The sequence below is a fragment of the Agromyces sp. Y575 genome, assembly GCF_059445445.1.
This window is the reverse complement of sequence record NZ_JCAIUI010000002.1, coordinates 102,343-124,211: the sequence shown is the minus strand read 5'-3', so window position 1 is coordinate 124,211 and position 21,869 is coordinate 102,343. Positions and strand designations below refer to the sequence as shown.

The following is a 21,869-nucleotide window of genomic DNA, read 5'->3' as shown; positions in this document are numbered from 1 at the left end:
AAAGTGAATGATCAATGAAGAAAATCACTCTTGCGGCTACCGCCCTCGCTGCGGTCGCTGCACTCGCCCTCGCGGGTTGCGCGGGTGGCGACCGTGGCGGCGACACGGGCGAAGCGTCCGACGCTGCCGGTTTCGCAGCCGATTCGACGATCGGTGTCGCACTGCCCGACAAGACGTCGGAGAACTGGGTACTGGCCGGCGGCCTGTTCGAAGACGGACTGAAAGAGGCCGGCTTCAAGGGCGACGTGCAGTACGCGCCCGCCTCGAACACCGTCGCCGAGCAGCAGAACCAGATCTCGGCCATGGTCACCAACGGTGCGAAGGTCATCGTCATCGGTGCGAAGGACGGCAAGCAGCTCGGAACGCAGCTGCAGCAGGCTGCCGACGCCGGCGTCACGATCATCGCCTACGACCGTCTGATCGAGAACACGCCGAACGTCGACTACTACGTCGCGTTCGACAACTTCAAGGTCGGCCAGCTGCAGGGCGAGGCGCTCCTCGACGGTCTCGAGCAGCGCTCGGGCCACGGGGCTCCGTGGAACATCGAACTGTTCTCGGGCTCGCCTGACGACGCCAACGCCGCCGTGTTCTTCAACGGCGCCATGGAGGTTCTCCAGCCGAAGATCGACGACGGCACCCTCGTCGTCGCCTCGGGCCAGACCGACATCGCCCAGACGGCGACGCAGGGCTGGGAAGCCGAGAACGCCCAGAGCCGCATGGACTCGATCCTGACCTCGACGTACGGGACCGCCGCCATCGACGGTGTGCTCTCGCCGAACGACACGCTCGCTCGCGCGATCATCACGTCGGTGAATCAGGCCGGCAAGGACATCGCGACCATCACGGTCACCGGTCAGGACTCCGAGGTCGAGTCGGTCAAGTCGATCATGGCCGGGGAGCAGTTCTCGACCATCAACAAGGACACGACCCTCCTCGTGGAGCAGACGATCAAGATGATCCAGCAGCTCCAGAAGGGCGAAGAGGTCGAGGTCAACGACACCGAGCAGTACGACAACGGCGAGAAGATCGTTCCCGCCTTCCTGCTCGCGCCGGTCATCGTGACGAAGGAGAACGCGGCTGACGCATACGCCAACAACCCGAACCTCCTCGAGATCGTGAACGCGGCGGGCTAGTCACCCCACGCACGTCGGCCCTCGCCCCTTCGGGAGCGGGGGCCTTCGTCGTGCCACGGGTGCTTCGTGTCACGGATGTTGCGTGGTGGTGGGTGCTGTGGTGGGTGCGGATGCTGCGTGGTGGCGGGTGCTGTGTGGTGATGTTGCGTGGTGGCGGGTGCTGTGTGGTGATGTTGCGTGGTGGCGGGTGCTGTGGTGGGTGCGGATGCTGCGTGGCGGGTGCTGTGGTGATGTTGCGTGGTGGCGGGTGCTGTGGTGGGTGCGGATGCTGCGTGGTGGCGGTTCGTCTTGACGCGGCCCGGAGCGACCGTGCACAACTCCGGAGCAGGCGTGCCGACACGCCGTCAACGGGTCACGACTCGCCGGGCGAGGCATCCGTGGTCCGGAATTGTGCACGGCAGGGCGGCCGGATGCCGCGGCATCCGCTCACCTGAGTCGGAATCGGGCAGCGTGAGCCGAGGTTTTGCAGCGGTCGTCGTGAGCGCTAACATAGGGCTTCGTTAGCGCTAACGTAATCGACGAAGGAGTCTCTATGAGCGGCACGGCGCCCGAGTTCGCGCGCGAGGTCCAGGCCGCGATTACGCGGATTCGCGACGATGTCTCCGCGCTGCACGGCGAATTGACCCGCTACGGACTCGTCGTCTGGACGGGCGGCAACGTCTCGGGCCGGGTGCCGGGCGCCGACCTCTTCGTGATCAAGCCCTCTGGCGTCTCGTACGACGAGCTCGCCCCCGAGAACATGATCCTCTGCGACCTCGACGGCAACGTGATCCCGGGCACGCCCGGCTCCGACCGAAGCCCGTCGAGCGACACGGCGGCGCACGCGTACGTGTACCGGCATATGCCAGAGGTCGGCGGCGTCGTGCACACCCACTCGACCTTCGCCGTCGCGTGGGCGGCGCGCGGCGAAGAGATCCCGTGCGTCATCACGGCGATGGCCGACGAGTTCGGCGGGCCGATCCCGGTGGGCCCGTTCGCGATCATCGGCGACGACTCGATCGGCCGCGGCATCGTCGAGACCCTCGCGGGGCACCGTTCTCCTGCCGTGCTGATGGCGAACCACGGTCCGTTCACCATCGGAGCGAACGCGAAGGCCGCGGTCAAGGCTGCCGTCATGGTCGAGGATGTCGCGCGCAGTGTGCACTTCGCCCGCGAGGCGGGGCCGCTCATCCCGATTCCGCAGGACGCGATCGACCGCCTCTACGACCGGTATCAGAACGTGTACGGGCAGGCCGGGGATGCCCGTCCAGAAGGCGCAGCCGGGCAGGCCGGGGATGCCCGTCGAGCAGGCGCAGCCGGGCAGGCCGGGGATGCCCGTCGAGCAGGCGCAGCCGGGCAGGCCGGGGATGCCCGTCCAGAAGGCGCAGCCGGGGATGCCGGGGATGCCCGTCCAGGAGGCGCAGCCGGGCAGACCGGCACATCCGCGCAGGCGGGGGATGCGCGCTGATGGCCGAGCCGACGAACCAGCGGGCCCGTGCCGATGCGGCCGCGGCGATCCTCGAGGGACGCACCTCGCTCGGCATCGAGCTCGGTTCGACCCGCATCAAGGCGTGCCTGGTCGGCGAGGATCCGACCGTCGTGCTCGCCATCGGGAGCCACGAGTGGGAGAACCGCTTCGTCGACCGCGTCTGGACCTATTCGCTCGAAGACGTCTGGTCGGGCTTGCAGGCGGCGTACGCAGACCTCGTCGCCGACGTGCGAGCCCGTTACGACGTGGTGCCGCAGACCTTCGGCGCCATCGGCATCTCGGCGATGATGCACGGCTATCTCGCGTTCGATTCGAACGACGAGCTGCTCGTGCCGTTCCGTACATGGCGCAACACGTCGACCGGGCCGGCGGCCGCCGAGCTGAGCGAGCGGTTCGGGCTCAACATTCCGCTGAGATGGTCGATCGCCCACCTGCAGCAGGCGATCATCGACGAGGAGCCGCACGTTCCCGCGATCAGCTTCCTCACCACTCTCGCCGGATACGTGCACTGGCGGCTCACCGGCCGGAAGGCGATCGGCGTCGGCGATGCATCCGGGATGTTCCCGATCGATTCCGGGGCGCTCGACTACGATGAGCGGCTCCTCGCGAACTTCGACGAATTCGTCGCCGAGCGGGCGCCCGGCATGCGCGTGGCCGAGCTGCTGCCGGAGGTACTCGTCGCCGGACGCGAGGCCGGACGGCTCACTGCCGAGGGCGCGGCGCTCCTCGACTCCTCGGGAAGCCTGCAGCCGGGTGCGCCGCTGTGCCCTCCTGAGGGCGACGCCGGCACTGGCATGGTCGCGACGTGTTCGGTTGCGCCGCGGACGGGCAATGTCAGCGCAGGCACGAGCATCTTCGCGATGGTCGTGCTGGAACGACCACTCCAGCACGCGCACCACGAACTCGACGTGGTCACGACTCCGGCCGGCGATCCCGTCGCCATGGTGCACTGCAACAACGGCGCGAGCGAGTTGGCGGCCTGGGTCGGCCTGTTCACCCGATTCGCCGCGGCATCCGGGGCTGAAGCGCACACCGACGCCGTCTTCGAGGTGCTCTTCCGGGAGGCGCTCGATGGCGAGGCCGACGCCGGCGGGGTGCTCGCCTACAACCACTTGGCCGGGGAGCCGATCGCCGGGCTCACGGAGGGCCGGCCCCTCGTCGTGCGCACTCCCGACAGTCGGCTCACGCTCGCCAACTTCATGCGCGCGCAGCTGTACGGCGTCTTCGGAACCCTCAGCCTCGGCATGCGCGTGCTCGTCGGTGAAGACGTCGCCATCGAGCGGATGTTCGCTCACGGTGGCATCTTCCGTACGGCCGGTGTCGCCCAGCGGTTGCTCGCCGGCGCACTCGACGCCCCGGTCGCCGTCGGCGAGACCGCCTCGGAAGGCGGTGCATGGGGGATCGCCGTGCTCGCTTCATATCTCTCGGCTGCGCCCGACGCCGACCTCGGCGCCTACCTCGCCCAGAGCGTCTTCGCCCGGGCCGAGTTCGACACCGTGACGCCCGTCGCGGAGGACGTGGCCGGCTTCGCGGTGTTCCTCGACCGATACCGAGCGGGCCTCTCGGCCGAGGCCGCCGCCGTCGAAGCACTCTGACCCCGGCGCATCCGAATCCAACGAACCGACACAGGAAGACGACACATGACCCGCTCGCCCCTCACCACCTCCCTCGACGAGTACGAGGTCTGGTTCCTCACCGGGAGCCAGGGCCTCTACGGCGAGGAGACGCTCGCCCAGGTGGCCGAGCAGTCGCGCGCGATCGCCGACGAACTCGGCACGGGCGTTCCGGTGAAGGTCGTCTGGAAGCCGGTACTCACCGACTCGGATGCGATCCGCCGCCTCGCGCTCGAGGTCAATGCAGTCGACAACGTCATCGGTGTCATCGCCTGGATGCACACCTTCAGCCCGGCCAAGATGTGGATCGCCGGCCTCAACGCACTGGCGAAGCCGCTGCTGCACCTGCACACCCAGGCCAACGTCGAGCTGCCGTGGGGCGAGATCGACTTCGACTTCATGAACCTCAACCAGGCCGCTCACGGCGACCGCGAATTCGGCTACATCCAGACCCGCCTCGGCATCGCCCGCAAGACGGTCGTCGGCCACGTGTCGAACCCCACCGTGCAGCAGCAGGTGGAGACCTGGCAGCGCGCAGCGGCCGGTTGGGCGGCATCGCGCACCCTCAAGCTCGCCCGCTTCGGCGACAACATGCGCTACGTCGCCGTGACCGAGGGCGACAAGACCGAGGCCGAGCTGCGCTTCGGTGTGCAGGTCAACACCTGGGGCGTCAACGAACTGGCGGATGCCGTTGCCGCGGCATCCGAGACGGCCATCGACGCCCTCGTGACCGAATACGAGGAGCTCTACGAGGTCGTCCCCGAGCTGCGTGCCGGTGGCGACCGCCACCAGAGTCTGCGCGACGGCGCCGCCATCGAGATCGGACTGCGTTCCTTCCTCGAGGAGGGCGGGTTCGGGGCCTTCACCACGAGCTTCGAAGACCTCGGCGCCCTCAAGCAGCTTCCAGGCCTCGCCGTGCAGCGTCTCATGGCCGATGGCTACGGCTTCGGCGCGGAGGGCGATTGGAAGACGGCCATCCTCGTGCGCATCGCGAACGTCATGGGTGCAGGCCTGCCCGGCGGCGCGAGTCTCATGGAGGACTACACCTACGACCTCGTGCCCGGGCAGGAGCGAATCCTCGGCGCGCACATGCTCGAGGTGAGCCCGTCGCTGACGACGTCGAAGCCGACGCTCGAGATCCACGAGCTCGGCATCGGCGGCAAGGACGACCCCGTGCGCCTCGTCTTCACTGCCGACCCCGGCCCGGCCGTCGTCGTGGCGCTCTCCGACATGCGCGACCGCTTCCGCCTCACGGCGAACGTGGTCGAGAACGTGTCGGCGCCCGATCTGCCGAAACTGCCCGTCGGGCGCGCCGTCTGGAAGCCGGCGCCCGACTTCGCCACGAGCGCCGCATGCTGGCTGACCGCCGGTGCCGCGCACCACACCGTCATGTCGACCGCTGTGGGCGTCGACGTGTTCCGTGACTTCGCCGAGATCGCTCGCACCGAGCTGCTCGTGATCGATGAGACCACCACCCAGCGCGATTTCGCGCGCGAGGTGCGTTGGAACCAGGCGTACTACCGCCTGGCGCAAGGACTGTGACGAAGCACAGCCGATTCACACAACTGAACACCCGCCGTACGGTCGCTTCGGCCGTCGGCAGCGGATTCGATGCTTCATGGACGACATCGAAGCCGCACACCGCCCAGGTGAACAACGACGTCCATCAGTGAAAGGAAACACAGTGAAGACCACCAAGAAGGTTCTTCTCGCAACGCTGGCAGCGGGCTCGATGCTCGCGCTCGCGGCCTGCTCCGGCGGATCCGGGGACAACGCGGGCGACGGGGGCGGCGACGGCGGCCTCATCGGCGTCGCGATGCCCACCAAGAGCTCCGAACGCTGGATCCAGGACGGCAACGCCGTCAAGGAGCAGCTCGAGGAGCAGGGCTTCAAGGTCGACCTCCAGTACGCGGAGGATGACATCCCCACGCAGGTCTCGCAGATCGAGAACATGATCACCAAGGGCGCGGAGGCCTTGATCATCGCCTCGATCGACGGCACGACCCTCACGCAGGTGCTGCAGGATGCGGCTGACGCCGACATCCCGATCATCGCCTACGATCGCCTCATCCGCGACAGCGAGAACGTCGACTACTACGCCTCGTTCGACAACTACAAGGTCGGTGTGCAGCAGGCCACCTCGCTGCTCAGCGGTCTCGGCCTGACGGACCTCGAGGGCGAGCCGGTCGACGGTGCTCCCGCCGGCCCGTTCAACATCGAGCTGTTCGCCGGTTCGCCGGATGACAACAACGCCACGTTCTTCTGGGACGGCGCGATCGACACCCTGCAGCCCCTCATCGACGACGGAACGCTCGTCGTCAAGAGCGGCCAGACCGACTTCGAGCAGGCGGCGACGCTGCGCTGGGACGGCGAGGTCGCCCAGAGCCGCATGGAGGACATCCTCACGAAGAGCTACTCCGACGGCTCCAAGGTGAACGCGGTGCTCTCGCCCTACGACGGCCTGTCGCGTGGCATCATCTCGGCTCTGACGGACGCGGGATACACCGTGGGCGCCGAATGGCCGATCATCTCCGGCCAGGACGCCGAGCTCGACTCGGTCAAAGCCATCAACTCCGGCGAGCAGTACGCCACCATCTTCAAGGACACCCGCAAGCTCGCGGTCGTGGCCGTGGACATGGCGACCGCCTTGCTCAACGGTGAAGAGCCCGAGGTGAACAACACCGAGGACTACGACAACGGCAAGAAGGTCGTTCCGTCGTACCTGCTCGAGTCGCAGATCGTCGTCAAGGACAACATCAACGAGATCCTCGTCGACAGCGGCTACTGGACCGAAGAAGACATCACGGGCTGATCGCCCGGTCTTGCCGATCACGCGCTGATCGACGGTCGCGTGCCGGGGCCCGGTGGCGAGTACTCTCGCACCAAGCCCCGGCACGCGGACGCCTCTGAGCAGTCCAGGCATCCGTCAAGGAAGCAGGAGAATCAATGACGAACATTCTCGAGATGCGCAGCATCACGAAGACTTTCCCCGGGGTGAAGGCACTCTCGGACGTGACGCTCGAGGTCGCGCGCGGCGAGGTGCACGCCATCTGCGGCGAGAACGGCGCCGGCAAGTCCACCCTCATGAAGGTGCTCTCGGGCGTGTACGGCCACGGTACCTATGAAGGAGACATCGTCTTCGAAGACGAGGTGGTCGAGTTCAAGGAGATCACCGATAGCGAAGCCAAGGGCATCGTCATCATCCACCAGGAGCTCGCCCTCAGTCCCTTCCTGTCGATCGCCGAGAACATCTTCCTCAACAACGAGGTCAAGGGTCGCGGCGGGCTCATCGACTGGAACAAGACGAACCACGAAGCTCAGACGCTGCTGCACCGCGTCGGCCTCCGCGACAACCCGACGACGAAGATCATGAACATCGGGGTCGGCAAGCAGCAGTTGGTGGAGATCGCCAAGGCGCTCTCGAAGCGCGTGAAGCTGCTCATCCTCGACGAGCCGACCGCGGCGCTGAACGACGAGGACTCCGATCACCTGCTCGACCTGATCCTGCACCTCAAAGAGCAGGGCATCACGTCGATCATCATCAGCCACAAGCTCAACGAGATCAAGAAGATCGCCGACACGGTCACGGTCATCCGCGACGGCAAGACGATCGAGACCATCTCCAAGGCGGATGTCTCGGAAGAGCGCATCATCAAAGACATGGTGGGCCGCGACCTCGAGCACCGCTACCCCGAGCACACGCCGAACATCGGCGAAGAGCTGCTGCGGGTCGAGGACTGGACGGCGCACCACCCCCAGGACACCTCGCGCGTGATGGTCGACAACGTGAGCATCAATGTGCGCGCCGGCGAGATCGTCGGCATCGCCGGCCTCATGGGCGCCGGTCGCACCGAGTTCGCGATGAGCTTGTTCGGCCAGAGCTACGGATCGCGCATCTCGGGCAAGGTCTTCAAGCGCGGCCAGGAGATCAAGACGCGCACCGTGTCGGAGGCGATCGGCAACGGCATCGCCTACGCCACCGAGGACCGCAAGACCTTCGGTCTCAACCTCATCGACGACATCAAGCGCAACATCTCGATGGCGTCGCTCGGCAAACTCGAGAAGTTCGGCCTCGTGCACGACAACGAGGAGTTCAAGGTCGCCAACGAGTACCGCACCTCGATGAACATCAAGGCGCCGAGCGTGCTCGTGAAGACCGGCAAGCTCTCGGGCGGCAACCAGCAGAAGGTCGTGCTGTCGAAGTGGATCTACTCCGATCCCGATGTGCTCATCCTCGATGAGCCGACTCGCGGCATCGACGTCGGCGCGAAGTACGAGATCTACACGATCATCAACCGGCTGGCGGCAGCGGGCAAGGGCGTCATCGTGATCTCCTCCGAGCTGCCCGAGCTGCTCGGCATCTGCGACCGCATCTACGCCCTCTCCGAAGGACGCATCACGGGCGAGCTTCCCATCGAGGAAGCGAGCCCCGAATCGGTTCTCAAGCTCATGACCATGGAGAAGCCCCGCTAGCGCCGACGCTCGCGGCCTTTCCTTCCAGCCCCTCAGAGGAGACAAAATGTCAGACCCAACGCCGACCCAGACGGAGTCCGAGGCCGTCGGCGGCAACATCAATCCGGTCGAGAACAAATTCACCGACCGCCTGAGTCACATCCTGTCGGACCTCGGCAAGAACGGCATCTTCATCGCCCTCATCATCGTGGTGGTGCTGTTCTCCTTCCTGACCGACGGCATCCTGCTGCGACCGCAGAACATCTCGAACCTGATCGTGCAGAACGGCTACATCCTGGTTCTTGCGATCGGCATGGTGATGGTCATCATCGCCGGTCACATCGACCTGTCAGTGGGATCGGTCGCCGCCTTCGTGGGCGCCTGCTCCGGCCTCTTCGCCGTGACGTGGGGCCTCCCGTGGTGGCTCGCCGTCATCCTCTCTCTCGCGATCGGCGCCCTCGTCGGCGTCTGGCAGGGATTCTGGATCGCTTACGTCGGCATACCCGCGTTCATCGTGACGCTGGCCGGCATGCTCATCTTCCGTGGTCTCGCGCTCGTGGTGCTCGGCAACGCCAACATCGGCTCCTTCCCGGCGGAGTACCGCGCCCTCGGCAACGGCTTCGTCAACGGCATCTTCGGCGAGTCCGATCCCGACATCTTCACCCTCGGCATCGGCGTCATCGCCATCCTCGCGCTCATCGTGCAGCAGGCGCGCACTCGCCGCGGACGCCAGAAGTACGGCCAGGATGTCGAGCCCATCGTGTGGTTCGTCACGAAGCTCGTGCTCGTCTCGCTGGCCATCGGTTTCTTCGTCTACGCCCTCGCCTCGTACAAGGGCATCCCGGTGACGCTCATCATCCTGGCGGTGCTCGTGATGGTCTACGGCGTCGTGATGAACCGCTCGGTCTTCGGCCGCCACATCTACGCCATCGGCGGCAACCGTCACGCGGCCGAACTCTCAGGCATCAAGACCCGCCGTGTGGACTTCTGGCTGTTCGTCAACATGGGCTTCCTCGCCGCACTAGCCGGTCTCATCTTCACCGCCCGCCTCAACCTCGCCGGCCCGAAGGCCGGTGACGGCTTCGAACTCGAGGCCATCTCCGCCGCCTTCATCGGTGGAGCAGCGGTGCAGGGTGGCGTCGGCACGATCGGCGGCGCGATCATCGGTGGTCTCATCATCGGCGTGCTGAACAACGGCATGTCGATCATGGGCATCGGCATCGAGTGGCAGCAGGCGGTCAAAGGTCTCGTGCTGCTGCTCGCCGTCGCGTTCGACGTGTACAACAAGCGCCGCTCCGGCGGCGCGTAGATCCCGCGTGGTGGGGGAGAGGGATGCGATGACGGATGCACCTGCGCCCGCGCCTTCCGCCGCGGCATCCGCACGCCGTGATCAGCCGGCCACGATGTTCGACGTCGCCAAGCTCGCGGGCGTCTCGCACCAGACCGTCTCGCGGGTGCTCAACGACCTGCCTGGCGTGAGGGCCTCGACCCGCACGCGAGTGCAGCAGGCGATGGGCGAGCTGTCGTACACGCCATCGCCGGCCGCACGCACTCTGGCATCCCGCCGTTCCCAGACGATCGGCCTCATCACGGCCGGCCGGCCGGACTACGGGCCGTCGAACGCAGCGCTCGGCTTCAACGAGGCCGCCCGCGAGGCGGGGTTCACGGTCACCCAGGTGGCGATGCGTGAGGTGGATGCGACCTCGTTGCGTGCCGCTGTCTCGATGATGGTGCGCCACAACGTCTCGGCGATCGTGCTGATCTCGGGTGAGCGGGCCGCGATCACCGCCACCCGCAGCATCGAGATCGAGGTGCCGCTCGTCGGGTTGGCTTCGGAGCCGGTCGACGGCATGCACCAGGTGGCCATGGACCAGTACGACGGCGCCCGCGTCGCAGTGGAGCACCTCATCGGCCTCGGGCATCGGCGCATCCGCCACGTCGCCGGGCTTCCCGATGCGATGGACGCAGGCGAGCGCGTGCGCGGCTGGGCCGCAGCGCTGCGGGACTACGACCTTCCGGCGTCGGAGCCGATGGTGGGGGACTGGACGTCGGAGTCCGGCTATCGTGCCGGGCAGGCGCTCGCCGCGAACCGAGAGATCGACGGCGGCGAATTCACGGCGGTATTCGTCGGCAACGACCAGATGGCGCTCGGCGTGCTGCACGCGTTCGGTGACGCGGGCATCCGCGTGCCCGAAGACGTGAGCGTGATCGGCTTCGACGACATTCCGGAGGCCGCGCACTTCGCCCCACCGCTGACCACCATGCGGCAGGACTTCGAGGGGCTCGGGCGCGACATCATGGCGAATGTGCTCGACGTGCTCGGAGATGAGGAGCATGCTCCCGACCGCATCGCCCGACTTCCCGAGCTCGTGGTGCGCAGCAGTACGGCGCGAGTCTGAGTCGACGGTCAGCGCGGTGCGCTGCTGTTCCCGTCTGTCGCCCCGTCGCCGTCGGCGCTCGCACTGCCGTTGTCAGTGCTCAGGTCGCCGCGCGGATGCGGCGGCACGTCGCTGCGGTCGAAGAGGAACAGGAGCAGGCCGGCAGCCGTGTCGACGAGTTCGGGTCCGCGACCGAAGCTCCAACCGGCATCCGTGGCGCGCAGCGAGTGGCCGCGGATGACGGCCTTGATCTCCACCGGCGCAGCCAGGGCTCGCCGCAGGGCGACGGGGCCGGTCGCCGATGCCGGGAGGGCGAGTTCGATGCCGAGTGGCAGTGCGATGTCGAGGCCGCCGACGACGGCCGTCTCGAGTTGGCGGATGCCCATATGGCCGACGCCGAGCGCTGCGGCCGCCGTGGCGGAGGTGATGACGGCGGCGAGGGCGTCGAGCGTCTCCTCGGGGTTCGTCGCATCGGCTGCCTTCAGGGCGGAGGCCGCCTCGGCGGCGTTCCGGCTGAAGACGTGCTCGGCGAGGCCGAGGGCGGCAGCGGTGATGCGGCCTGTGAAGGGCGTGGTGAGCTGTTGCACGATGAAGGCGGCCGACATCCGCACCGTCCAGCCGCGGCGGAGCGTCGGGACGTGCCACGCTTCAGGCGGCTGCGTGCGGAGACCGTCGACCAGGGAACCGAGAACGGCGGCGAGTTCGGCATCCCAGTGCGAGGACACACCCGACTCGTCTTGCTGCGCCCGCTGGCTGAGCGGCAGGTGGCGCGAGAGGTCGGACATGCCGCCAGCCTACGCGCCGGCACTCCGTTCGGGGATGGATCGGCTCGCGTGCGGGCCGCGGATATGAGCGCTCACATCGGCGCACGCGCTCGTTGACCTCTCGAGCGCCTATCCCAGCCAGAGCAATGGCAACGTCGTGACCAAGACGTTATGAAACTCGTACTTGTGAGCGCTCACAAGTGAGCGCTAACATCCCTAGCACGGCCAGAACGATCTGGTCGGCCGGCGCCAGGAGCTCGCAGCACATCCGAGCCGGATCCCTGAACAAGGAGGTTCATGATGAAGAAGCTGATCGGCATCGCCGCAGCGGCATCACTCGCTCTCGCCCTCGCCGGTTGCGCGAGCGGCGACGGCGGCACGGGCTCCGCCGAAGGCCCCAAGGCGCTCGACGAACTCGTCGTCGGATTCGCCCAGGTCGGCGCCGAGTCGGGCTGGCGCACGGCGAACACGAAAGACATTCAGGCCGCCTTCGAAGAGGCCGGCATCGAGCTCAAGTTCTCCGACGCGCAGCAGAAGCAGGAGAACCAGATCAAGGCGATCCGCTCCTACATCCAGCAGCAGGTCGATGTCATCGCGTTCTCCCCGGTCGTCGAGACCGGATGGGACGCAGTGCTCAACGAGGCGAAGGCTGCCGGCATCCCCGTGGTGCTGACCGACCGCGCGGTCGACTCGCAAGACGACTCGCTCTACGTCTCCTTCCTCGGCTCCGACTTCATCGAAGAGGGCGAGAAGGCCGGCGCCTGGGTGCTCGAGGAGTACGCCGACGCGACCGAGCCCGTCGAGATCATCCAGCTCGAGGGCACGACGGGCGCCGCTCCGGCGATCGACCGCGCCGAGGGCTTCGCCGACGTCATCGCCGAGAACCCGAACCTCGAGGTCGTCGCGAGCCAGACCGGTGACTTCACGCGTGCCGGCGGCAAGCAGGTCACCGAGGCGCTGCTGAAGTCCAACCCGGGCGTCGACCTCATCTACGCGCACAACGACGACATGGGTCTCGGTGCGATCGAGGCGATCGAGGCGGCCGGGCTCGTTCCGGGGCAAGACATCAAGATCGTCACGGTCGACGCGGTGAAAGACGGCATGCAGGCCCTCGCCGACGGCAAGATCAACTTCATCGTCGAGTGCTCGCCGCTCCTCGGGGCGCAGCTCGTCGACATCGTGAAGCAGATCAACGACGGTGAGGCGCCCGAGAAGCGCATCATCACCGAAGAGACGACCTTCACGCAGGAGCAGGCGATCGAGGCGCTGCCCGACCGCCAGTACTGAGAGATTCGAGCGAGCGGATGCCGCGGCATCCGCTCGCTCGTTCTGGGTCGGTTCGACGAAACCGGGCAGTAGGGTTTCGGCAGGCTCAACCCGCACAGACTGCAACCCGTTGGACTGGTTTCGGCTGGCTCAACCCGCAGGGTTCGATCTGGTTTCGGCAGGCTCAACCCGCACAGACTGAAACCTGTTGGACGGGTTTCGGCTGGCTCAACCCGCAGGGTTCGATCTGGTTTCGGCAGGCTCAACCCGTATAACCCCCTCGATGGAGAGACTCGTGACCAATGCACCCGCTGCCGCGCCGGTCGTCGAGATGCAGGGCATCTCGATCACGTTCCCGGGCGTCAAAGCCCTCGACGGCGTCGACTTCCGCATGTTCCCGGGCGAGGTGCACTCGCTCATGGGCGAGAACGGCGCCGGCAAGTCGACCCTGATCAAGGCCCTCACGGGCGTCTACGGCATCGACGCCGGCACGATCATGCTCGCGGGCGAACGGGTCTCGTTCAACGGCCCGGCCCAGGCGCAGGCGGCCGGCATCTCGACGGTCTACCAAGAGGTGAACCTGCTGCCGAACCTCACGGTCGCCGAGAACATCATGCTCGGGCGCGAACCTCGTCGCTTCGGCCTCGTCGACTGGCGTGCCACGAAGCGCCGCGCCGCCGAGCTGCTCGACGGCCTGAACCTCGAGATCGATCCTGGATCACTGCTCGGCGACCACTCGCTCGCGGTGCAGCAGCTCGTCGCGATCGCCCGCGCGATCGACGTGCAGGCGAAGGTGCTGATTCTCGACGAGCCGACCTCGAGCCTCGACGCCGACGAGGTGGCCGAGCTCTTCCGAGTCATCCGCTCGCTCAAGGAGCAGGGTGTCGCAATCCTCTTCGTCTCCCACTTCCTCGACCAGGTCTACGAGATCTGCGACCGCCTCACCGTGCTCCGCAACGGCAAGCTCGTGGGGGAGTACCTCACCGACGAGCTGCTGCGCATCGACCTCGTGCAGAAGATGATCGGCAAAGAGCTCGAGACTCTCGACGCCCTCGAGCGGCGGGCGCACGCGGCCGCCGCGGGCGGCGAAGGCGAGGCGGTGACGGATGTCGCTGAGCCGCCGTTCGTCGCCGCGGCCGGCCTCGCCCGTCGTGGCGCGATCGCCCCGTTCGATCTCGACATCGCGCCGGGCGAGGTCGTCGGCCTCGCCGGCCTCCTCGGGTCGGGACGCACCGAGCTCGCCCGCCTCCTCGGCGGCATCGACCGCGCTGACGCGGGCACCCTCTCGATCGAGGGCACGCCGACGAAGCTGCGCACCCCGCGGCAGGCGATCTCGCGGCGCATCGCCTACTCCTCCGAGAACCGTCGCGCTGAGGGTGTCGTCGACGAGCTCACGGTGCGCGACAACATCGTGCTCGCGCTGCAGGCCGACCGCGGCTGGTTCCGCCCGATCCCGAAGAAACGGCAGGAGGAGCTCGCGCAGAGCTACATCCAGGCCCTTAATATTCGGCCGGCGAACCCCGACGCGCTCGTGCGCAACCTCTCAGGCGGCAACCAGCAGAAGGTGCTGCTCGCCCGGTGGCTCGCGATCGCCCCGCACCTGCTGATTCTCGACGAGCCGACGCGCGGCATCGACATCGGCGCGAAGGCCGAGATCCAGAAGCTCGTCTACTCGCTCGCCGAGAACGGCATGAGCGTGCTCTTCATCTCCGCAGAGCTCGAAGAGGTGCTGCGGCTCAGTCACCGGGTCGCGGTGCTGCGCGACCGGCGCATCGTCGCCGACCTCATCAACGACGACCTCGGCGTCGAGGCACTGCTCGCCCTCATCGCCGAGGGCTCTGATTCGCCGGCTGAGCCTGTCGAAGCGGATGCCGCTGGGGATGGCGAACCCCCTTCGACGGGCTCAGGGAACAAACCCCCTTCGACGCGCTCAGGGAACTCGGGGAGCGAACCCCCATCTCACTCACCCACCGACCCGACCGGAGACCGCCCATGAGCGCCATCATCGCTCGCATCGTCGCGAGCCGCCTCTTCTGGCCGGTCGTGATGCTCGTCGCACTGCTCGTGATCAACGTGGTCGCCTTCCCCGGCTTCTTCTCGATCACGATCAAAGACGGGCACCTCTTCGGCAGCCTCGTCGACATCCTCCGCAACGGCGCGCCGACGCTCATCATCGCGGTCGGCATGACGCTCGTCATCGCCACGCGCGGCATCGACCTCTCGGTGGGCGCCGTCGCGGCGATCGCCGGCGCGGTGGCGTGCTCGATCATTCTCGGCTCGCCCGACCCGGGCAGCCCCGCGACGGTAGCCGTTGCCGTGACGGTGGCCCTCCTCATCTCGCTCGTCATGGGCGTGTGGAACGGATTTCTCGTGGCCGTGCTCGGCATTCAGCCGATCATCGCGACCCTCATTCTGATGACGGCGGGCCGCGGCATGGCGATGCTCATCACCGAGGGGCAGATCCTCACGGTGAACAGCCCGCCGTTCAAGGCGATCGGCTCGGGCTTCTGGTTCGGCGTGCCGATCGCGGTGATCATCGCGGCCGTCGTCTTCGGCGTCGCGGCGCTGCTCACCCGGCGCACGGCACTCGGCATGCTCATCGAGTCGGTCGGCATCAACCCCGAGGCGAGCCGCCAGGCGGGCGTGCGGGCGAGGGGGCTGCTGTTCGCGGTCTACACGTGCTGCGCGTTCTCCGCCGCGATCGCGGGGCTCATCCTCACGGCCAACCAGACCGCGGCCGACGCGAACAACACGGGCCTGTTCATCGAGCTCGACGCGATTCTCGCGGTCGTCATCGGCGGCACCTCGCTCGCCGGCGGGCGCTACTCGCTCACCGGCACCCTCGTCGGCGCCCTCGTCATCCAGACCCTCGTCACGACCGTCTACACGGTCGGCATCCCGCCGATCGCGACGATGGTCTTCAAGGCCGCCGTCGTCACCGCGGTGTGCCTGCTCCAATCGCCCACGACGAACGCCGCGCTCGCCGGATTCCGCCGAAGACTGGCACTCAGAGCCGGAAAGGGGATCGCCGCATCATGAGCAGCATCCAGGCCACCGGCGCCACGGGCGCGGGCGTCTCCCTCGGTTCACGCATCGTCAGCGGCATCCGCTCGACCCTGACGAGCCCGAAGTACGGGCCCGTGCTCGTGACGCTCGTGCTCTTCATCGCCGTGTTCGTGATCGGCGGCATCCGCTACCGCGGGTTCTTCTCTGGGCAGGTGTTCCTGAACCTCTTCGTCGACAACGCCTACCTGATCGTGCTCGCCGTGGGCATGACGTTCGTGATTCTCACCGGCGGCATCGACCTCTCGGTCGGTGCGGTCGTCGCCCTCTCGACGATGATCACCGCGAGCCTGCTGCAGGCCGGGTGGACGGCAGGCGCCGTCATCCCGCTCATCCTCGTGCTCACCTCGGTGCTCGGACTCGCGGTCGGACTCATGATCCACGTCTTCCAAGTGCAACCGTTCATCGCGACACTCGCGGCGATGTTCCTCGCACGAGGGCTCTGCTACGTCATCTCCAAAGACTCGATCTCGATCACGGATGCCTCGTTCGTCTCGCTCGCCGTGACGCGCATCCCGCTCGGGGGCAACCTGTCGATCACGCCGAGCGTCATCATCGCGATCGTCGCGGTGCTCATCGCCGTGGTCGTGCTGCACGCCACGCGGCTCGGGCGTACCGTCTACGCGCTCGGCGGCAGCGAGCAGTCGGGGCGCCTCATGGGCCTGCCGGTCGCCCGCACGAAGGTGCTCGTCTACGTGATCTCGGGCTTCTGCTCGGGCCTCGCGGGCGTGCTGTTCTCCTTCTATACGCTCTCGGGCTACTCGCTGACGGCGGTCGGCACCGAGCTCGATGCGATCGCGGCGGTCGTCATCGGCGGCACGCTGCTCACGGGCGGCTACGGCTTCGTGCTCGGCTCGGTGCTCGGGGTGCTCGTGCTCGGGGTCATCCAGACTCTCATCACCTTCGAGGGCACACTGAGCTCGTGGTGGACGAAGATCTTCATCGGTGCGCTGCTGCTCGTGTTCATCATCCTGCAGAAGGTGCTCACGTCGCGGCGGCGGTAGCGGCCCGCCGTCTCGGATAATGAGGTGCAGCAGAGTGCGCGCGGAAGCGCCGGGCAGGAGCCGACGGAACCGGTGAGTGAAGACGACAAGGCGCGCGCGGCCACCATCTTCGATGTGGCGCGGCTCGCCGGCGTATCGCACCAGACGGTGTCACGCGTGCTCAACGACCTGCCGAACGTGCGGCCGGCCACGCGCGACCGCGTCGAGAAGGCGATCAAGCAGCTGCGCTACGTGCCGTCGCAAGCAGCGCGCGCACTCGTCACCCGACGCTCACGCACCCTCGGACTGATCACGACGGGCGCTCCCGACTTCGGCCCATCGGCCACGGCGCTGCACTTCAACCAGGCCGCGCGCGACGCCCGCTATGCGGTCATCATGGCGAGCCTGCTCGAGACGGATGCCGCGTCGCTGCGTGCCGCGGCCGAGATGCTCGTGCGGCAGAACGTCGAGGCCATCGTGCTCATCGCGGCGCACCGCACGGCCGTCGACGCGGTGCAGGGCATCGAGCTCGGGGTGCCGCTCATCGCCGTCGCCTCGCAAGACGGGGGGCTCGCGCACCGGGTCACGCTCGACCAGTTCGAGGGGGCGCGCCGGGCGGCGTCGCACCTCGTGGAGCTCGGGCACCGCGACATCCGTCACCTGGCGGGGCCTGCCGACTCGATGGATGCCGCCGAGCGCGCCCGCGGCTGGCGCGATGTGCTCGCGGCGCACTCGCTCGTCGCGCGTGAGCCGCTCGTGGGCGACTGGTCGCCGGCGAGCGGGTACCGGCTCGGGCTCGAGCTCGCGGCATCCGACCCAGACTTCACCGCCGTGTTCGTCGGCAACGACCAGATGGCGCTCGGGCTCATCCACGCACTGACCGAGTCGGGTCGCTCGGTGCCCGGAGACGTGAGCGTCGTCGGCTTCGATGACATCCCCGAGGCCGAGCACATCGCACCGCCGCTGACGACCGTGCGGCAGGACTTCGCGCTGCTCGGCCGCGACGCGGTCTCGGCGGTGCTGACGGTGCTCGGCGACGAGCAGGCCGAAGACCTGCTCGTGCGGGCGCCGACCCTCGTGGTGCGGGCGTCGACGCGGGCCATCGACCCCGTACCCCGCTGATCGAGGGGCGAGCGCCGCGAGATCCTGTCCCGCTTGCCGTGCACAACTCCGGAGTTCGCCGCTGACACGCCGCTCACCTGGACGCGGCGCGCCGTGGTTGCGTCCGGATCTCCGGAGTTGTGCGCGGCCGCGACCGCCGCGACTGCGGGTCTTACCCCTGCTGGCTCCAGTCCGGCAGTTGCTGCAGCGTCCACGTGTTGCCGTCGGGATCCTTCACCGTGACGAAGCGGCCCCACGCCTGCTCGTCGACGCCCTCGGCCTCGACGCCTTTCGCGCGGAGGTCGGCGAGCACGGCGTCGGCGTCGGCGATCACAACCTGGATCACGTCGAGTGTGCCGGGCTCGAGCGTGCCGCCGAGGCCTTCGCCGAAGGCGATGGAGCACGCAGATCCGGGCGGGGTCAGCTGCACGAAGCGCAGTCCCTCGCTGACCACCTGGTCGTGATCGGCGTTGAAGCCGAGTTTGTTCACGTAGAAGTCCTTCGCGCGGTCGATGTCGGTGACGGGCACGTGGATGAGTTCGATCTTCCAGTCCATGGTGACTCCTCGGGGATTCGATGCGATGAGGTGCGATTCGTTCCATCGAATCGCTTGCCTTCACGGTAGACAACGATGCGGTCAGTTTCCGTCCGCATTCGAGCGCTACGGATGCCGCGGCTCACGCCGCGACATTCGGCCGTCGAGCTCGGTCGAGAGTGCAGTTGTTGCCGTGTGGTGGGCGCGGAGTGCACTCTCGTCTGGGCGGCCCGTGCCGCTTGGTGGAAGGATGGGACGCATGGCATTGCACATCACGGGAGATCCGGCCGCCGACGCACTGCTCAGCGACGACGCGTTCGCACTGCTCACGGGAATGCTCCTCGACCAGCAGGTGAGCATGGAGTCGGCGTTCGCCGGGCCCGAGAAGATCCGTTCGCGCATCGGCTCGATCGACCCGGCGACGATCGCGGGGTACGACCCCGAGGCTTTCGTCGAGGCGTTCAAGCAGACGCCGGCCGTGCATCGCTTCCCCGGATCGATGGCCGGTCGTGTGCAGGCGCTCGCCGAGGCGGTCGTCGCCGACTGGGGCGGCGATGCATCCGCGATCTGGACGCAGGGCGACCCCGACGGTGCCGAAGTGCTCGCTCGACTCAAGAAGCTGCCGGGCTACGGCGACCAGAAGGCGCGCATCTTCCTCGCGCTCCTCGGCAAGCAGCGCGGCCTCACCGCGCCGGGCTGGCGTGAGGCCGCGGGCGCGTACGGCGACGAGGGCGCGTTCCGCTCGGTCGCCGACATCGTCGACCCCGAGTCGCTCGCCAAGGTGCGCGCGACGAAGCAGGCGGCGAAGGCGGCGGCGAAGGCCGCGAAGGGCTGACAGCCCTCCGGCTGACACGCCTCCGGCTGGCGCCCCTCCGACACGCCTCCGACACGCCTCCGACACGCCTCCGACTGGCGCCGATCCGGCTGGCGCCCCTCCAGTTGGCGCCGATCCGGCTGGCGCCGCTGCAGCCGCCGACGCTGGCGCCGAGGCAGCCGCCGCTGCAGCCGCCGCTGCAGCCGCCGAATCAGGCGAGAGCCCTCAGCCGCCGCTGCAGCCGCCGAATCAGGCGAGAGCCCTCAGCCGACGAGGAATCCCGCAATCGTCAGCGCCATCGACTTCGGCTCCCAGGCGTGTTGGGCGGCGGGCACCGTGCCGGCCACCGCGTTCGGCAGGTTCGCGACGAGCGAGTCGGCGGCGGGGCGCATGGTTTCGAGGGTCTGCTCGCCGATGAGCACGAGCGTCGGTTGCGTGATGCCGGCCCAGAGCGACGCCCGAGGCGCGCTCTGCGTCCAGGCGAGCGCCTCGGAGTCGGGCTCGAGGCTCGGCCCCATCGCGGTCATGATCGGCCAGCCGGGGCTCGCCTTCGACCCCGCGAGCCACTCGGGCGGCATGTCCTTCATGAAATACTCGATGATCGCGTCGCCGTCGCCCGCCGCGATGCGTTCGCGAAGACCGGCAAGAAACTGCTCGCCTTCGGGGCCGAGTTCGGCGTTGAGCGGCACCTCCCACAGCACGAGCTTCGAGATCGACAGACCCGCGGATGCCGCGGCGAGGGCGATCGCCCCACCTGACGAGCTGCCGAACAGCGCGACGGCGTCGTCGGCGCCCTCGGTGGCTTCGGCGATGAGCGCGCGGAGGTCGTCGAGGGTCTGCTCGAGGGTGATCGGCGGCTCGGCGGGGCTCTCGCCGCGGCCGCGCCGGTCGTAGTGCACGACGGAGAAGCCGTGACCGGCGAGCTCCTTGGCCATCTCGGTCGTGGCGGGATCGAAGGCGCGGAACTGCATCGCCCCGTCGACGAGAATCACGGGCGGCCCCGAGCCCTGCTGGTCGTAGGCGATGCGTGTGCCGTCGGCGGATGTCACGTACTCGGTCATCAGGCGGGCCCCTTCGCTCGGGGTCAGGTTACGCCTGCTGGGCGCATTCTGCCGGGGGTTGAGGGTGTCGTCCGTGCGGGTTGAGCTTGTCGAAACCCAGCGCCACAGGGGCTTCGACAGGCTCAACCCGCAGAGAGAGGGTTTCGACGGGCTCAACCTGCAGAGCGGGAATGTCGGTGGGTGGTGGCATCGTGGGGGTTACAACACCATATGTAGGGGTCGGCGAGGCGAATCGCCCCCAAGGGTTCCGATTCGCGACACGCCCGGCATCCGTCCACAGGCCAAGAGATTTCGAACTCGGCGGGTGTGGATAACCCGGGTCGAAGCCCCCGAGAATCCGCCGGTCGCCGCGGCATCCATTGTTCACAACCGGTGGATAACCCGGTGGATAACTACACGAATGTAACTACTGCATGTTGTGGCATTCGAGTTCCACGAACACTAGATGTAGTATTGAAGAACGAAAGAAACACCGGGGGACGGGCTCCTCCAGAGCCTGAGAACGAGGGGAAAACAATGACGGTCACGGTCTACACCAAGCCTTCTTGCGTGCAGTGCAACGCGACGTACCGCGCCCTCGACAGCAAAGGCATCGAGTACGAAGTGCTCGACCTCTCTGTCGACGAGAGCGCGCTCGCGCAGGTCAAGGAACTGGGGTACCTGCAAGCTCCGGTCGTCATCACCGATGAAGGCCACTGGTCGGGTTTCCGGCCCGACAAGATCGCCGAACTCGCGTCTCGACTCGCCTGAGGCTCCCTGAGCCTGTCGAAGGAGCGGGGGTTCGCTTCGACAGGCTCAGCGAACGAGGGAGGGTAACCATGACGAACCTGGTCTACTTCTCGAGCGTTTCGGGAAACACGAAGCGCTTCGTCGAGAAGCTCGGTCGCACTGCGGCCCGCATCCCGCTGCATGCGCGTGAAGAAGCACTGCACGTCGACGAGCCGTACGTGCTCGTCGTGCCGACCTATGGCGGCGGCGACGGCAAGGGTGCCGTTCCGAAGCAGGTCATCCGCTTCTTGAACGATCCCGACAACCGCTCGAACATCCGCGGCGTCATCAGCGCGGGCAACACCAACTTCGGTACGGCTTTCGGCCTGGCCGGCGACATCATCGCCGCCAAGACCGGGGTGCCGCACCTCTACCGCTTCGAAGTATTCGGAACACCAGACGACGTTCGCGCCGTCAACGATGGATTGGACGTATTTTGGCAAACACAGCGACAACTGACGGCGTAGCGC

Annotated in this window: 18 protein-coding genes and 1 pseudogene; 16 read left to right on the top strand and 3 right to left on the bottom strand. The window is 67.5% G+C overall.

The features are described 5' to 3' along the window. Positions 1-14 precede the first annotated feature (14 nt). The 8 genes and pseudogenes from AC1C2U_RS06735 (at position 15) to AC1C2U_RS06700 (ending at position 11,065) form a co-directional block, all read left to right on the top strand. Complete coding sequence (locus AC1C2U_RS06735) at positions 15-1,133, top strand: substrate-binding domain-containing protein (RefSeq protein ID WP_495360967.1); 1,119 nt, start codon at positions 15-17, stop codon at positions 1,131-1,133. Between the two features lie 532 nt (positions 1,134-1,665). After that, positions 1,666-2,379: pseudogene (locus AC1C2U_RS06730) on the top strand (L-ribulose-5-phosphate 4-epimerase); the annotation flags it as partial. A gap of 200 nt (positions 2,380-2,579) precedes the next feature. Beyond that, a complete protein-coding gene (locus tag AC1C2U_RS06725; RefSeq protein WP_495360966.1) occupies positions 2,580-4,196 on the top strand; it encodes a xylulokinase in 1,617 nt (538 codons plus the stop codon). Between the two features lie 45 nt (positions 4,197-4,241). Beyond that, positions 4,242-5,756: an L-arabinose isomerase gene (gene araA / locus AC1C2U_RS06720; protein ID WP_495360965.1), complete on the top strand. Its 1,515-nt coding sequence runs from the start codon at positions 4,242-4,244 to the stop codon at positions 5,754-5,756. 190 nt (positions 5,757-5,946) lie between these two features. Further along, entirely contained in the window at positions 5,947-7,026 is a 1,080-nt protein-coding gene (chvE, locus tag AC1C2U_RS06715; RefSeq protein WP_495361957.1) for a multiple monosaccharide ABC transporter substrate-binding protein, read from the top strand. 134 nt (positions 7,027-7,160) lie between these two features. Then, positions 7,161-8,687: a multiple monosaccharide ABC transporter ATP-binding protein gene (gene mmsA / locus AC1C2U_RS06710; protein WP_495351399.1), complete on the top strand. Its 1,527-nt coding sequence runs from the start codon at positions 7,161-7,163 to the stop codon at positions 8,685-8,687. A gap of 46 nt (positions 8,688-8,733) precedes the next feature. Further along, positions 8,734-9,975: a multiple monosaccharide ABC transporter permease gene (gene mmsB, locus AC1C2U_RS06705; protein WP_495360964.1), complete on the top strand. Its 1,242-nt coding sequence runs from the start codon at positions 8,734-8,736 to the stop codon at positions 9,973-9,975. A 28-nt stretch (positions 9,976-10,003) separates the two neighbouring features. After that, positions 10,004-11,065: a LacI family DNA-binding transcriptional regulator gene (locus AC1C2U_RS06700; protein ID WP_495360962.1), complete on the top strand. Its 1,062-nt coding sequence runs from the start codon at positions 10,004-10,006 to the stop codon at positions 11,063-11,065. 8 nt (positions 11,066-11,073) lie between these two features. On the opposite strand, the gene AC1C2U_RS06695 is transcribed toward AC1C2U_RS06700, so the two are convergent. Then, complete coding sequence (locus tag AC1C2U_RS06695) at positions 11,074-11,829, bottom strand: hypothetical protein (RefSeq protein ID WP_495360961.1); 756 nt, start codon at positions 11,827-11,829, stop codon at positions 11,074-11,076. 279 nt (positions 11,830-12,108) lie between these two features. Here AC1C2U_RS06695 and AC1C2U_RS06690 point away from each other — a divergent pair, with 279 nt between their 5' ends. The 5 genes from AC1C2U_RS06690 to AC1C2U_RS06670 all read left to right on the top strand — a co-directional run bounded on the left by AC1C2U_RS06690 (position 12,109) and on the right by AC1C2U_RS06670 (position 18,242). Continuing rightward, positions 12,109-13,095 carry an ABC transporter substrate-binding protein gene (locus tag AC1C2U_RS06690; protein WP_495360960.1) on the top strand — a complete coding sequence of 329 codons (987 nt, stop codon included), beginning with the start codon at positions 12,109-12,111 and terminating at the stop codon, positions 13,093-13,095. 262 nt (positions 13,096-13,357) lie between these two features. Next, entirely contained in the window at positions 13,358-15,070 is a 1,713-nt protein-coding gene (locus AC1C2U_RS06685; RefSeq protein ID WP_495360959.1) for a sugar ABC transporter ATP-binding protein, read from the top strand. After that, positions 15,067-16,113 carry an ABC transporter permease gene (locus tag AC1C2U_RS06680; protein ID WP_495360957.1) on the top strand — a complete coding sequence of 349 codons (1,047 nt, stop codon included), beginning with the start codon at positions 15,067-15,069 and terminating at the stop codon, positions 16,111-16,113. Before AC1C2U_RS06685 ends, AC1C2U_RS06680 begins: the two co-directional genes overlap by 4 nt. Beyond that, positions 16,110-17,141, top strand: a complete 1,032-nt coding sequence (gene yjfF / locus AC1C2U_RS06675) for a galactofuranose ABC transporter, permease protein YjfF (protein ID WP_495360956.1) — start codon at positions 16,110-16,112, stop codon at positions 17,139-17,141. Before AC1C2U_RS06680 ends, yjfF begins: the two co-directional genes overlap by 4 nt. A gap of 24 nt (positions 17,142-17,165) precedes the next feature. Then, positions 17,166-18,242, top strand: coding sequence for a LacI family DNA-binding transcriptional regulator (locus AC1C2U_RS06670; protein WP_495360955.1), 1,077 nt, complete (start codon positions 17,166-17,168; stop codon positions 18,240-18,242). A gap of 151 nt (positions 18,243-18,393) precedes the next feature. Here AC1C2U_RS06670 and AC1C2U_RS06665 read toward each other — a convergent pair whose 3' ends face one another. Further along, positions 18,394-18,777, bottom strand: coding sequence for a VOC family protein (locus tag AC1C2U_RS06665; RefSeq protein WP_495360954.1), 384 nt, complete (start codon positions 18,775-18,777; stop codon positions 18,394-18,396). 229 nt (positions 18,778-19,006) lie between these two features. Between AC1C2U_RS06665 and AC1C2U_RS06660 the strand changes: the two genes are divergently transcribed. After that, entirely contained in the window at positions 19,007-19,591 is a 585-nt protein-coding gene (locus AC1C2U_RS06660) for an HhH-GPD-type base excision DNA repair protein (RefSeq protein WP_495360953.1), read from the top strand. 242 nt (positions 19,592-19,833) lie between these two features. On the opposite strand, the gene AC1C2U_RS06655 is transcribed toward AC1C2U_RS06660, so the two are convergent. Further along, positions 19,834-20,631 carry an alpha/beta fold hydrolase gene (locus AC1C2U_RS06655; RefSeq protein ID WP_495360952.1) on the bottom strand — a complete coding sequence of 266 codons (798 nt, stop codon included), beginning with the start codon at positions 20,629-20,631 and terminating at the stop codon, positions 19,834-19,836. A 516-nt stretch (positions 20,632-21,147) separates the two neighbouring features. On the opposite strand from AC1C2U_RS06655, the gene nrdH reads away from it, so the two are divergent. Together nrdH and nrdI are read left to right on the top strand one after the other, a co-directional pair. Beyond that, on the top strand, positions 21,148-21,381 hold the full coding sequence (nrdH, locus tag AC1C2U_RS06650) for a glutaredoxin-like protein NrdH (RefSeq protein ID WP_495360951.1): 234 nt from the start codon (positions 21,148-21,150) through the stop codon (positions 21,379-21,381). 68 nt (positions 21,382-21,449) lie between these two features. Continuing rightward, positions 21,450-21,866: a class Ib ribonucleoside-diphosphate reductase assembly flavoprotein NrdI gene (gene nrdI / locus AC1C2U_RS06645; RefSeq protein WP_495360950.1), complete on the top strand. Its 417-nt coding sequence runs from the start codon at positions 21,450-21,452 to the stop codon at positions 21,864-21,866. Positions 21,867-21,869 lie beyond the last annotated feature (3 nt).